General features: G+C 50.4%; 10 protein-coding genes. 5 read left to right on the forward strand and 5 right to left on the reverse strand.

The genetic code is table 11. From position 1 onward, the window contains the following. The first annotated feature begins 8 nt into the window (after nt 1-8). From rfbB to rfbC, 5 genes are all read left to right on the forward strand, one after another. The gene (gene rfbB, locus AAEO81_RS04510) at nt 9-1085 is read left to right on the forward strand and encodes a dTDP-glucose 4,6-dehydratase (RefSeq protein ID WP_341961925.1); all 1077 of its coding nucleotides are present in this window, start codon (nt 9-11) and stop codon (nt 1083-1085) included. Then, a complete protein-coding gene (gene rfbD, locus AAEO81_RS04515) occupies nt 1082-1987 on the forward strand; it encodes a dTDP-4-dehydrorhamnose reductase (protein ID WP_341961927.1) in 906 nt (301 codons plus the stop codon). Before rfbB ends, rfbD begins: the two co-directional genes overlap by 4 nt. Further along, complete coding sequence (gene rfbA / locus AAEO81_RS04520; protein ID WP_341961929.1) at nt 1984-2874, forward strand: glucose-1-phosphate thymidylyltransferase RfbA; 891 nt, start codon at nt 1984-1986, stop codon at nt 2872-2874. The genes rfbD and rfbA overlap by 4 nt, the downstream gene beginning before the upstream one ends. Nucleotides 2875-2921: 47 nt before the next feature. Next, nucleotides 2922-3836 (forward strand): glycosyltransferase, encoded by a 915-nt coding sequence (locus AAEO81_RS04525; RefSeq protein ID WP_341961931.1) that lies wholly within the window; start codon nt 2922-2924, stop codon nt 3834-3836. Between the two features lie 137 nt (nt 3837-3973). Next, nucleotides 3974-4519 carry a dTDP-4-dehydrorhamnose 3,5-epimerase gene (gene rfbC / locus AAEO81_RS04530; RefSeq protein ID WP_341961933.1) on the forward strand — a complete coding sequence of 182 codons (546 nt, stop codon included), beginning with the start codon at nt 3974-3976 and terminating at the stop codon, nt 4517-4519. 82 nt (nt 4520-4601) lie between these two features. Here rfbC and AAEO81_RS04535 read toward each other — a convergent pair whose 3' ends face one another. From AAEO81_RS04535 to AAEO81_RS04555, 5 genes are all read right to left on the reverse strand, one after another. Beyond that, entirely contained in the window at nt 4602-5510 is a 909-nt protein-coding gene (locus AAEO81_RS04535; RefSeq protein WP_341961935.1) for a glycosyltransferase family 2 protein, read from the reverse strand. A 137-nt stretch (nt 5511-5647) separates the two neighbouring features. Then, the gene (locus tag AAEO81_RS04540; RefSeq protein WP_341961936.1) at nt 5648-6601 is read right to left on the reverse strand and encodes an NAD-dependent epimerase/dehydratase family protein; all 954 of its coding nucleotides are present in this window, start codon (nt 6599-6601) and stop codon (nt 5648-5650) included. An 11-nt stretch (nt 6602-6612) separates the two neighbouring features. Next, nucleotides 6613-10545: a glycosyltransferase gene (locus tag AAEO81_RS04545; protein ID WP_341961938.1), complete on the reverse strand. Its 3933-nt coding sequence runs from the start codon at nt 10543-10545 to the stop codon at nt 6613-6615. Nucleotides 10546-10552: 7 nt separating this feature from the next. Next, complete coding sequence (locus AAEO81_RS04550; RefSeq protein WP_341961940.1) at nt 10553-11956, reverse strand: ABC transporter ATP-binding protein; 1404 nt, start codon at nt 11954-11956, stop codon at nt 10553-10555. Then, a complete protein-coding gene (locus tag AAEO81_RS04555) occupies nt 11946-12767 on the reverse strand; it encodes an ABC transporter permease (protein WP_341961942.1) in 822 nt (273 codons plus the stop codon). Before AAEO81_RS04555 ends, AAEO81_RS04550 begins: the two co-directional genes overlap by 11 nt. Nucleotides 12768-12957 lie beyond the last annotated feature (190 nt).

Raw genomic sequence — 12957 nt, forward strand, 5'->3', positions numbered from 1 at the left:
AGAAGTTAGTGAAGATTTTAGTTACAGGCGGTGCTGGCTTCATTGGTTCAGCTGTTATACGTCATATCATTTCCAACACCCGCGACGCGGTCGTCAACGTAGACAAACTCAGCTATGCGGGCAACCTGGAGTCTCTCCAGTCGGTGGATCAAAATCCGCGTTACGTCTTCGAACACGCCGATATCTGCAATCGCGAAGATGTTGATCGTGTGTTTCGCGAGCACCAGCCTGATGCAGTGATGCATCTGGCTGCCGAATCCCACGTTGATCGCTCCATTACCGGCCCGTCCGAGTTTATCCAGACCAACATCATTGGCACCTACATTCTGCTGGAAGCGGCGCGCAGCTATTGGGCGGCACTCGACGAAGTGCGCAAATCCGCGTTTCGCTTTCATCACATTTCGACTGACGAAGTGTATGGCGATCTGGAAGGGCCGGACGACCTGTTCACCGAAACCACGGCCTACCAGCCAAGCTCACCTTACTCGGCCAGTAAAGCCAGTTCCGATCATCTGGTACGCGCCTGGGCTCGCACTTACGGGCTGCCCACGCTTGTCACCAACTGCTCGAACAACTACGGCCCGTTTCACTTCCCCGAGAAGCTGATTCCGCTGGTCATCCTCAATGCGATAGAGGGTAAGGCTCTACCGATTTACGGCAAAGGCGATCAGGTACGTGACTGGCTCTATGTAGAAGATCACGCTCGCGCGCTGTACAAGGTCGTGACGGAGGGTACAGTCGGGGAGACTTACAACATCGGCGGTCACAACGAGAAGCAGAACATCGAAGTGGTTCGGACCGTCTGCACGTTGCTCGACGAGCTGCTTCCGGACTCCGCGTTCAAGCCCCACATCCAATTGCTGACCTACGTGCAGGACCGTCCTGGGCATGATCTGCGTTACGCGATCGATGCCGGTAAAATTCAGCGCGAGCTGGGTTGGGTCCCGGCGGACACCTTCGAGTCGGGCCTTCGAAAAACCGTGCAGTGGTATCTGGAAAACCCTGAATGGGTGAGCCATGTGAAAAGTGGTAGCTATCAACAGTGGATCGACAAGCACTATGCCAAGCGTGCCAACAAAGCATGAGAATTCTGCTTTTGGGTAAAAACGGTCAGGTTGGGTGGGAGCTGCAACGGGCGCTGAACGTGCTGGGCGAGGTCATCGCCCTGGACCGGCAGCCGATTTCTACCTCCTATGGCACCCTGGTGGGTGATCTGTCGGATCTCATCGGGCTTCGCGAAACGATTCGCTGCGTTGCGCCCGCTGTCATTGTCAACGCAGCGGGGTACACGGCTGTCGACAAGGCAGAGACCGAGCGTGACCTTGCTCGGGCGGTCAACGCCCTGGCATCTGAGGTGATGGCTGAAGAGGCGAAACGTCTCGATGCGATTCTGGTGCATTACTCGACCGACTATGTATTTGATGGCAGCGGCACGCAGGCCTGGAAAGAAACCGACGCCGTCGCTCCGGTGAATCACTACGGCGCCACCAAGCTGGAGGGGGAGCAACTGATCGTCGCGTCGGGCTGCAAATACCTGATCTTCCGCACCAGTTGGGTCTATGCTGCAAGAGGTAACAATTTCGCCAAAACGATGCTACGGCTCGCCAAGGATCGCACTGCATTCAATGTAGTCGCCGATCAAGTCGGAGTGCCGACTGGCGCAGATCTTTTGGCCGATGTCGCAGTGGCTGCATTGCAACGTGCGATTCACAACCCTGAGTTGTGTGGTCTATACCATTTGGCGCCTTCGGGCGAGACGTCGTGGCATGCTTACGCCAAGTACGTTATTGAATTCGCTCAGGCCAACGGTGAACTGCTGGCGGTGGAAACAATCAATGCTATCTCGACCACGGAATACCCTACACCCGCTGGCCGTCCGTTGAACTCACGCCTTGCTACGGAAAAGCTTCGCGACTCCTTCTCTTTACACTTGCCCGATTGGCAATGTGGTGTAACCCGAATGCTCATGGAAGCTTTGAATAAATGAACACGACCCATCGTAAAGGAATCATTCTGGCTGGCGGTTCTGGCACGCGTCTGCATCCGCTCACTCTGGGCGTTTCGAAGCAGATGTTGCCAATCTATGACAAACCGATGATTTTTTATCCGCTGTCCGTGCTGATGCTGGCGGGCATGCAGGAAATTCTGATCATCTCTACGCCAGAAGACCTTCCGTGCTTCCAGAAACTGCTGGGTGATGGCGGCCAATATGGCATCAAGCTCACTTATGCAGAACAGCCAAGTCCGGATGGACTGGCTCAGGCGTTCATCATCGGTGAAGCATTCATCGGCAACGACCCCTGCTGCCTGATCCTTGGCGACAACATTTTTTACGGGCAACACTTCTCCGATAACCTTCGCGCTGCCAATCAGCAGACCGAAGGGGCGACAGTGTTCGGGTATCACGTCAACGACCCGGAACGCTTCGGCGTGGTCGAGTTTGATGACAGCGGTTGTGCCGTCAGCATTGAAGAAAAGCCAGCGAATCCAAAGTCTAGCTATGCCGTGACCGGGCTTTATTTTTATGACAACCAAGTTGTAGAAATTGCAAAAAGCATCAAGCCATCGGCGCGGGGCGAGCTTGAGATCACGGACGTTAACCGAGCCTACCTGGCGCAAAAGACCCTGACCGTTCAAAAACTGGGTCGCGGCTTTGCCTGGCTCGATACAGGCACTCATGAGTCTTTGTTGGAAGCCAGCCAGTTCGTGCACACCATCGAGCAGCGGCAGGGTTGGAAGGTTGCGTGCCTTGAAGAGATTGGTTACGCCAATGGTTGGATTACTGCGGATCAAGTCTCGTCGCAGGCAGAGAAATTAAAGAAAACGGGCTATGGGCAATATCTTCAGAAGCTATTGGAATTGGAGAGTTTGTAGGCTCGGCGCAGGGTAGCCAATTGATATATCAGTCTATGGATCAGCGAATGCCGCTTAAGCAGCCTAAGATTGCCATCCTGCTAGCTGCGCATGATGGTATGGCTTGGATTGAGGAGCAGCTTAATTCAATCCAGGCTCAGATCGACGTTGATGTGTGCATATACATCAGCGTCGATCCGTCAACAGACGGTACTGAGGCGTGGTGCGCCAATTATGCCGACGAGCACGCCAACGTAGTGCTTATGCCAAATGCGGGCCGGTTTGGAGGGGCTGCACGCAACTTCTTTCGCCTGCTCCGAGACGTTGATGTTTCGGCATTCGACTATGTCGCGTTTTCAGATCAGGACGACATCTGGCACCGCGATAAGTTGACTCGTGCCGTCAGCGTTTTGAGCACCGGCACCTACGCAGGCTACTCCAGCAATGTCACTGCATTCTGGGAGGACGGCCGTCGAATGCTCATCGACAAAGCCCAGCCGCAGGTCAAATGGGATTATCTCTTCGAGGCTGCAGGACCAGGTTGCACATATGTACTTACTCCAGCGTTGGCGGTTGGACTCAGGGCCTACATATCAAAAGAGTGGGACAACGTACAGGCGGTCGCGCTTCACGACTGGTTCTGTTATGCCTTTGCCCGCAGCAAGGGATTTAGTTGGTTTATTGACCCTTTATCCGGTTTGGACTATCGGCAACATAGCAGTAATCAAATTGGTGTCAATAGTGGATTGGCGTCAGCAATGACGAGGTTAAAAAGTGTGAGAAATGGGTGGTGGTTCACTCAGATCCGGCTTATTGCGTCGTTGCTCGATACCACTCGACCATCCATCGTCAGGGACTCCGAAGAGGGCGGTATTCTGAGCGTACTGAAGTTTTTGTTCGTCATCTCAAAGTGCAGGCGTCGTACACGTGACAGACTGGCGTTACTCCTTATTTGCCTCTTTCGGGGCGCACCGGGCCGCTAGCTACTCTCTGAACTACTAGTTGGGAGAATTCGATCAGGTTAAACTGGTCCAAATAGCTAGTGAGCGGGTGTGCGACCGACCTTTTGCCGGCACGCTTTTCTAACGTGATTGAATGAAATTCGTTTTGAGGTAATGTAATGAAGTCCACTCGTTTGGAAATTCCAGAGGTTATCGTCTTTGACCCCGTGGTCTTTGGCGATGAGAGGGGAAGTTTTTTTGAAAGTTTCAATCATCGTAACTTTGAGCGTGAGGTAGGTGCAAGCGTAAATTTTACACAAGATAACCATTCGGTTTCTCTAAAAAATGTGCTCAGAGGCCTGCACTATCAAGTTGAGCAGTGTCAAGGAAAACTGGTTCGTGTAGTAAAAGGGGAGGTGTTCGACGTTGCTGTGGATATTCGTGAAAGTTCACCGACCTTCAAGCAGTGGGTTGGCGTTACTTTAAGCGCAGAAAATAAAAAGCAGTTGTGGATTCCAGAAGGCTTTGCCCATGGTTTTTTGGTTTTGTCTGATACTGCCGAGTTTTTATATAAAACCACTGACTACTATGCGCCTAAGGCCGAGCGTTGCATTATTTGGAATGACGCCGATTTGAATATAGCCTGGCCGCTAGTAGAGGCACCGATTATTTCGGAAAAAGACGCGGCTGGTGTGGCACTAAAAGATGCTGATGTCTTCAGTTGAGTGAAGGGGGGGTAAAGAAGTGCAGAGGCGGAACCGAACCGTGAGATAGCGGTTCGGTTGTTCTATGTCGTGATATGAAATGCTAGATTTTTGTCGCGGGTCCCAGCTTGTTCGTAGTCCCGTGGTAAAGTCCCTTAATCATCATGCGGCCAGATTGGAGTCTGTCACGGTCAATCACGATGTTTGCGACGAAACGAATCAATAAGCCTAGAAACAGCCTTCTTTTCCATGCGGTGGGTGTATAGGATTTTTTTAGAATCGCGACGGTGTTTCGAAAGTAAAAATAGCGACGCAATGGTGTATATCGATAGAATGTTAGCTTGCCCCATTTTATCGGTGGCGAATCTGAAAGCGCGTGGCCCATTTTTATATGCGTGCATCCGTACGTAGTATAGCCCTTATCTCTAGCCCGGAAACACCACTCGGTATCCGTGAAATCCACAAACAACGATTCGTCGTACGTTAGCCCCATTTTCCAGCCTGAGGATTTAATGTACATACCCGAGGTGATCAGAAGGTCTGTTTCTACTAGCCCAGAACTATCGTCTGATTTAAAGGTCGGCGTTATCGTGTTTGCCACAGTCCGATAAAAAGGAGACATATTGATCTCACCTTCTCGTCGGTCATGAAAGGCCGGCCCCACCGCAATGCATTTTGGGTCTTTCGTGCGAGCATGGCACATTGCATTTTCCAGTTCTCTAATCAACGTCGGAGATGCACAGCTGTCCTGATCGAATGTGGCGACATACTCGCAGTTTTTGGAGATGGCCTTCGCAAACCCGGCGTTTAACGCGGCCCCCACACCGGCATTTCCACCCATGTCTATGTAGGCTACTTGATCGCTGATACCCATCGCTGACAACGCGGCGAGTGCGCCTCCATTGTCCACGACTATTAATGTGTCTACCTGTTCGAGTAATGATGCAGTCAGCTTTTGCAACACGTCCACATCAGGCCTGAATCCGACTATTATTGCTGCATTTTTTTTCATTTTCTTCTCGGATCAGATCGAACGCTATGCGGTTGTTGAGACACAGTTTTTTGACTAGCTCTGATAGAGCACTGTCACGTTGCGGCTATAGGGCAACCTCTGTCCCGCGCCAGAGGGGCAGCGCGGGATCAATCGATTCAGTCTTTGACGACCTTAATAAGGTGTTTAGAGTTTTGCCACGCAATTGTTTTTCCTACACCTTCTGCCAATGTGGTGTTGGTTTTAAAATTCAGCAATGTTTGGGCTTTTGTGATGTCAAGCACGTTGTACTTGATGTCAAATTGACGAGCCGGCAGAAATGCAATTTCGCTCACCGGAGATAGGATGAGCGAAATTTCTCCTATGATTTCCGACAACGACGACCCCGTCCCGGAGCCAATATTGAAAATCCTGTCAGGGCCCTGATGGTTCATCACCGCCAGAATGCCCTGTACGGCATCTTCAATGTATATATAGTCTCGCACATTGGAGCCATCTCCCCATATCTGGATGGGAAGCTGGTTTCTGATCCGTTCTATAAAGACTGAGATCGCGCCTTGAGCTTTGTTGACATCCTGGCCAGGGCCGTAAGGGTTAGCAAGCCTGATTATTTTATACGGCAGACCATGAAGGCGCTCGAACAGTGCCAGGTACTTTTCGATTGCCAGCTTCGTCACACCATACGAGCACGTAGGTTCAAGAGGGTGAGTTTCGGGAATTGGAGAGCACTGAGCTTCACCGTAGATCGTCCCTCCCGAGGAAATAAAGATCATATTCTTTATCCCAGCCTGCACAGCCTCTTCCATCACATGCAGGGAGTTACAAACATTCGTACTCACATCCCACGACGGATCTTTGTTTGAGTTGCTCGGAAGGGACGAAGAGATCAGATGAAAACAGACCTCATTACCCCTCAACAGTTTTTTGATGTCCTCCCTGTTTTGATAGTCACCTATCTGCCAGTTTGTATTGCGCAGGGCAAGCTCGGACAGAATGGTGTTCTGAGGAGGGGCGTGGCGGGTCAGCGACGTCACCTCATGCCCAAGGTCATTCAGGGCATTGACAAGGTGGCTTCCGATGAAGCCTGTACCGCCTAGTACGACGCACTTCACGAGCAGACTCCTTACCTGAGATCCATTTGAAGAAGAAGCTTGGAAGCGAATCTGTCTTCAGAAAAGTGACGGTCGAAAATATCTTTGCCTGCTATACCCACTTTAGTCCAGTCAAGCGAAGACTGAATCAATTCGGCCAATGTAGCGCTCATTTTATCGATGTCATGACTCGTAAACACATACCCTGACTGGTGATGATCAATATACGCGGATGTGCCAGTTGTCGAGGTACAGGCAAGGGGTACGCCAGCACTCAGGGCATGAAGTGATACCAGCGGCAGCGTATCGTCTCGTGAAGGTACTGTGACAAGATCACTGGACAGCACGAGTTTCGAATACGTTGCGTAGTCAACGTCCCCAAACAGCGTGATGTGAGGAATGTTATTTGAAATCTCTCTAATCCGTTGATGAAACACAGCGTCTAACGTGCGGCCGTAGAACTCGAATTGGCATCGACCTGCCAGTGCATCGGGTAGCCGAGCGATGGCGTGAATGAGCAGATCCTGGCCTTTTCGAGGCTCATAAGATCCGAATGTCCTGACGACTAGCTTATCCGTCGTTTTTATCGGCAGCGATTCGCCTTCGCACAGCGTTAATGCAGGAAAGCCGTATTCGAATACAAGTGTTTCCGAGTTATAGGACTTGACAGGGCCCGCGGCGAGCTTACTGCCTGCCCAGATTTGCTTGGGCATCTTTAGCGCATTTAAAAAATTGCCATCGGACCTCGCCATGTCAGTGAACAGACTGGTTTCGTGGATATACCAATAAGTATCCACCGTTGATGACATCTGCAGGACGACAGGGTAGGTGACGACGGTATTGCAGATGATGGCATCGAAATTACGGGCGAAGTCGAACACGGAGGGGTGCTGACTGAGCAGCAACTCATCCACGATTACGGTGACGCCGAGTTCGTTCAATGCTTCTCGGATGGGCCCATCTGATGGGGAGGCAACCACTACGAAGTGCCCGGATGCTCTGAGTATTTTTGCCAACTCAAACACCACCCTGGGAGCACCACTTTCGGTCAGGTCATGGGATACCAGCAGTATATCTTTTCCACCTTCGACACTTTTCATGTTCCCCGCATAGATATGGTAATGCTGGGGGGAATCGTGAAATAACTGTTCGCGCATAGGCTTGGTGTAGAACGGGTCCTCCGCGAGAAGACTGGCCCAGCGACGTAGAATGAAGATGTCAGCTTTATCTTTTTTCTTAGGTGCGCTTATTTTTTCTTTGGCATCCACTTTTGCCAGTGACATGTGGCCTATATGGGTGAGTGTCGAGTGCGGCGTATAGACGCATGAGTAGCCTTGCTCCCTGACTTTGAAGCATAAGTCCACGTCAGAATGGTTGATTGGCGTGTTGACGCTGTCGAACCCACCTATTTGCTCGAAGACGTCTTTGCGAATACCGAGGCAGGCGCCACAGATCAAAGACACCTCACGTACCGATTGTGCGAGGTTGTAGTGAGCGTTAGTGTTCTCAGGGAGGCAATGAAAAGCAGTACCTAACAAACGTCGAACGCCTGTCACCATGCCCGCATGTTGAATGGTGTTGTTCTCATAGACAAGCTTTGGTCCCACAATGCCCACCCCTGGCAGTTGCAGATACTCAACGACACTCTCCACCCAATCGCCGGTTTGTACGCGAACGTCATCGTTGAAAAAGATGACATACTCACCATGGGACTCTTTTGCGCCATGATTGCATTTATCAGAAAAGCTATAAGGCAAGTCATAGCGAAAAAATTTTATTTGCCCGTTTGGATAGTCGCGCTCAAGAGAATCCACAATGTTCGAGTTGGTGACTACAACAATTTCGTAGTGCTGCCATGTCGTTTTGTCTCGAACAGACGCAATGCTGTCGATAATATTTTGCGCGTTGTCCGATGGGATGACAATCGACACTAATGACTGTGTTTCACTGAGGTCGAACTTGAAACGATTAGCAGCAGGTAGTGCTACTGCGCTGCCTTTCCAGCCACGTCGGTCGCCGGCAGCCTGCAGCGCTCGGATATTTGATTCGCGCGCGTAGGGTTTGCCTCCAGCCGCGCCAGACGACTCAATCGCACGCCAGCCGTATAGAACTCGGTCGACATGATGAATACGTTGGGTTTTTTCAGCGACGCGCAAAGCAAGGTCATAATCTTGGGAGAAGTCGTATTCTGATCTCAGCCCACCCAACTCATCAATCAATGATTTACGATAAGCAGTCAAGTGGCCGGTATACATGCAGTTAAGGAGCAGGCTTGGGCTCCACTCCGGCTTGCTGAAGATTTCAAGAACTTTACCACTCTCGTCAATCTTGCACTCATCGGTGTACACCCAGTCCAAAGATGGGTCTTGCTCGACCGCCTCGGCAATCCAATAGAGGGCGTCATTGGTCAACACGTCGTCGTTGTCCAACAGGGCAATATATTCCCCTGTTGCCAGCGACAGGGCACGATTGGTGGCCGCAGCGATACCGGCGTTTTCTTCCAACGTATCGAATTTGATTCGGTGGTCTTGCGCAGCGTAACGGTTCAAGAGCGCTGTGATCTCTTCAGATTTAGAGCAATCGTCCGCTATACACAGTTCCCAGTTCGTATAAGATTGCTTTTGCACGGATTCAATTGCCAGCCTGAGTAGCGGCAGAGGCACTTTGTAGACGGGCATTATTAGCGAAATGCAGATACCTGCATCGTGAGTGTTGTCCGATACATCCTTAAGCCGTTGCTCAATCTCTACAAAGTTTGCCGCCTCTCGCGTTTTCAAGATGTCCTGAGGCGCTACGTAGGCAGGGCCTGGGTTGCTTCGCAGTTGGGTCAAGGCGGCCGCTTTCAGCGATTGGATTCCGCCAGTCTTGAGGGTGCTCGCCGCGCGGTTGTACAGCTGCATCCAGCCTCCGGCTCTGTCTTTCGCAATCAGGAGCCTGCGAGCAACAGTCTGTGCTTTTTTAGCCCTTCCAATTTGACGATGGCCCACCGCCGCTACGCGCCAAGTCTTTGAATTCATGATGCTGTGTATTTCATGATTTCGAATGGCCAGATCGTGACTAAGCTGGGCTGTGCGCTCGGCAACCTGATCATCAAACTCCTGTTTCAGTTGAGCGAGTTGCAGTTGCAGATCGATAATGGCTTGGTCTTTTGTAGCGCTAGCCGCTTCAGTCTGAGTTCTGTAGGCTTCGAATTGACTTTGTTCTACTGTCAACAGGTGTTTCGACTGTTCCACAGCAGCATTTTGTACCTCGAGCGCCTCGACTAATCGACGCTCGTGAATGAATACTGCTCCCAGCTTGGAGTAGAACTCCTTGACTCGAAATGACTGCTCGCTGTCCATTTCGAAGAGGAATTTCAGTCCCTCAGGCGTGTTCTTACCGATTGCGGCGATACCCAAGCCATGTGAGTGATCAAAGCGGAAGGTAGGGTACTGTTCAGCAATTTCGTCGAAAAGCTTCCACACGCCAAAATTTCGTTCAAGCACGTTGGTGTCGTGAAATATGACAACCGCTTGATCGCTAAGAAGTGGGAGCCATGTTTCAAAGTCGTGTTTGACTGCCTCGTAGGTATGCAGTCCGTCGATGTGCAGCAGATCTACAGATCTTGGAGAGAAATAGCTCGCAGCCTCATCAAACGTTTGGCGGAGTAGTCGAGAAAATCCTGAGTAATCAGCATCATGCTGGGATCTCACGAGGTTCAGAACGTCCTCGCCATAGAACCCGGCGTGCTCATCCCCCTCCCAGGTATCAACAGCATACGCCCTGCAATTTAATTCCGACTTACGTATGGCTTGGCAAAATGCGAGATACGAATCTCCATAATGAGTGCCCAACTCCACGAAAACTGAAGGTTTCAGCTTTTCTATCAGCATAAATGCCAACGGGATAAGTTCAGCCCACGCGCTTTTTCCTGAAAGGTAAATAGGGCGCTCAAAACACAGGTTGCCGGTATCAATTACTCGCATGCTTCTCTCAATGATGATCAAGTTCAGGGGTGGGTGCCAATGCCATACTGATTTCTTGCATTGGGATGCCAATCAACCCGGTGCTTGCACTGGTCGATTCTGATTTAAAAAATAGTGCGTCATGGATCCAGTGCATCTGGACGTGCTCGTCCTGAGTGCCTTCGGCGAGTGCCACACATATAGAGTAGTCACCTTTCGGGAGGATTGGCATGTAGAAGGTGAAATCGCAGCGCAATGCACATTCCTCCCCCACCTTGATTGGGGCATCCATATAAGAAAGGTAGGAGTTATCACCAAAAAGTGTCTGCCCTAGACGATCTTTTATATAAAAACCGACAATCGGGGATGCAAGCACTTGGTGAGAGATCGCCAAGACAGAAATCGTCACCAATTCACCGCCCACCAGCCATAGAAGTTTCTCCCCGTCCGCTGCGGTGAAAGAGACGTCGACTATCTGCGCTGTACCTAGACCAAACGAGCTGGATTCATGGTTGAACTCGAATATCTGCAAGTCGTTGCGATGCTGAGTGGTGTTGATGAAGTCGAGACGCTGGTCCTTCGTGGCAGCTTTTCGTTCGATCCGTAGCTTGGGCTTCATTTTTGTGGTCGTGCCCTTGCCCTGTTGCGCTTCGTAGAAGGCTTCCAGGTAGAATTCACTCACAACTTTTGGTAGCCCCTCCTGAATCACATTGCCCTTTTCAAGCCAGATTGCGTAAGAGCAGAGGTTTTTGACGGACCCTGTGTCATGGCTGACAAACAGGACAGTACCGGTTTTCATAAAATCTCTCAGAAAACGCATACATTTCTGCGTAAAAAATGCGTCGCCAACGGCCAAGGCTTCATCCACGACCAGCACGTCGGCGTCGACATGTGCAATGACTGCAAATGCAAGGCGTACCATCATCCCGCTGGAGTAGGTTTTAGTGGGTTGCTCGATAAAGTCTCCGATATCGGCAAATCCAACTATTTTTTCGAAGCGTTCATCAATTTGCTTGACGGTTAGACCGTAAAGTTGCCCGTTGAGATAAACATTTTCTCGGCCCGTATAATCAGGATTAAACCCTGAGCCCAACTCTAGGAGCGCCGCTACACGCCCATTAATGTAAGCATCGCCTTGAGTTGGGCTCAATGTGCCGCATATGATTTGCAGCAGAGTACTCTTGCCGGATCCATTGCGCCCTATGATTCCAACGGTTTGTCCTTTTTTGACTTCAAAGGAGATATCGTCGAGTGCTCGAAACTTGTTGGAACAACGATCGGCTTTATCCAAAAAATAGGCCTTAAGCGGTTTTGTAAACGCCGCCTTCGCCAGCACACGGAGCACCAGTTGTGCAAGACGCTTCTGGGGTTTATCGTAAGTTTCGAAAATTTTGCTGACGTTAGACACTTTAATCGCAATATCAGAGGACATCGGCAAACCCTGTTCTTAGCTTCTGGAACCATGCAAAGCCCAAGGCACAAAAAATGCTGGCACAGAGGAAATACAATGACCAGGTAGACCAGTCAATCTCGTTGCCGAACACCAGTAGGGCTCGGGTCTGTTCTATTGGATAAGTGAGCGGGTTATAGTTAGCCAAAAAGCGCCAGCGCTCAGGAAATGAAGTCGCAGGGAAAAAAATAGGCGAGATAAACATCATCCCCGTGGTGGTAATTCCAATCGTCTGACCGATGTCTCTGACAAACACGCCTGTCGCAGAGAGCCAGTACATTAAACCCAGTAAAAATATAATGAATGGCGCCAGCGCGACGGGCAGCCACAGCGTTGTCCAATGTAGACTGCCTGACTCAACTGCGATGAAAATCAAGAGAATGCCAAAGCTGATACCGGCTTGAAAAAGCGCAGAGAGCAGTGACACGATGGGCAGTATCTCCAGCGGAAACACGATTTTTTTAACGAAGTTCTGGTTGCTGATAATGATGGTCGGTGATTTTCCGAAGCACTCACTAAAGAGGTTGAAGACGATCAGTCCCGCAAACAAGATAACAGAGTAAGAGATAGGCCCGGAGTCAACGGCGACCCCCCACCTTGAATTGAAAATGTTGGTAAATACAAAAGTGAAAATAACTAGCATAAGCAATGGATTTAGTATGGACCACAACGATCCGAATAAAGATTCTTTATATTTTCCTACCGTCTCACGCTTAGCCAGATTCAACAGTAAGTAGCGGTGTGTTCTAGCTGTCAGTCCGAGCTTAAACAAAGATATGCTATGAATTTCCATTTATGTTTGTTTGCCCGTTAAGCCCATGTTGAAAAAAGTTCCTGCATCTATATTTTTATGTCAATTTGACATCGGTCAGTATTGGCTTCCACTGCGCTGACTTCCCACCTAAGGCGGGGCAGTGATGGTAGTCCAACGGCCGTCGTTTGTCAGCTTCCGATGTGGAACGAGCGCCTCCTCCTGGCCTCAG

Source organism: Pseudomonas sp. RC10 (assembly GCF_038397775.1).
GTDB classification, from domain to species: Bacteria; Pseudomonadota; Gammaproteobacteria; order Pseudomonadales; family Pseudomonadaceae; genus Aquipseudomonas; species Aquipseudomonas bambusae.

Excerpts from the sequence above, each read along its gene's own strand:
- AAEO81_RS04535 (WP_341961935.1), bottom strand. The coding sequence starts at position 5,510 with ATGAAAAAAAATGCAGCAATAATAGTCGGATTCAGGCCTGATGTGGAC.
- AAEO81_RS04545 (WP_341961938.1), bottom strand. The coding sequence starts at position 10,545 with ATGCGAGTAATTGATACCGGCAACCTGTGTTTTGAGCGCCCTATTTAC.
- AAEO81_RS04525 (WP_341961931.1), top strand. The coding sequence starts at position 2,922 with ATGCCGCTTAAGCAGCCTAAGATTGCCATCCTGCTAGCTGCGCATGAT.
- rfbA (WP_341961929.1), top strand. The coding sequence starts at position 1,984 with ATGAACACGACCCATCGTAAAGGAATCATTCTGGCTGGCGGTTCTGGC.
- AAEO81_RS04550 (WP_341961940.1), bottom strand. The coding sequence starts at position 11,956 with ATGTCCTCTGATATTGCGATTAAAGTGTCTAACGTCAGCAAAATTTTC.
- AAEO81_RS04555 (WP_341961942.1), bottom strand. The coding sequence starts at position 12,767 with ATGGAAATTCATAGCATATCTTTGTTTAAGCTCGGACTGACAGCTAGA.
- rfbD (WP_341961927.1), top strand. The coding sequence starts at position 1,082 with ATGAGAATTCTGCTTTTGGGTAAAAACGGTCAGGTTGGGTGGGAGCTG.
- rfbC (WP_341961933.1), top strand. The coding sequence starts at position 3,974 with ATGAAGTCCACTCGTTTGGAAATTCCAGAGGTTATCGTCTTTGACCCC.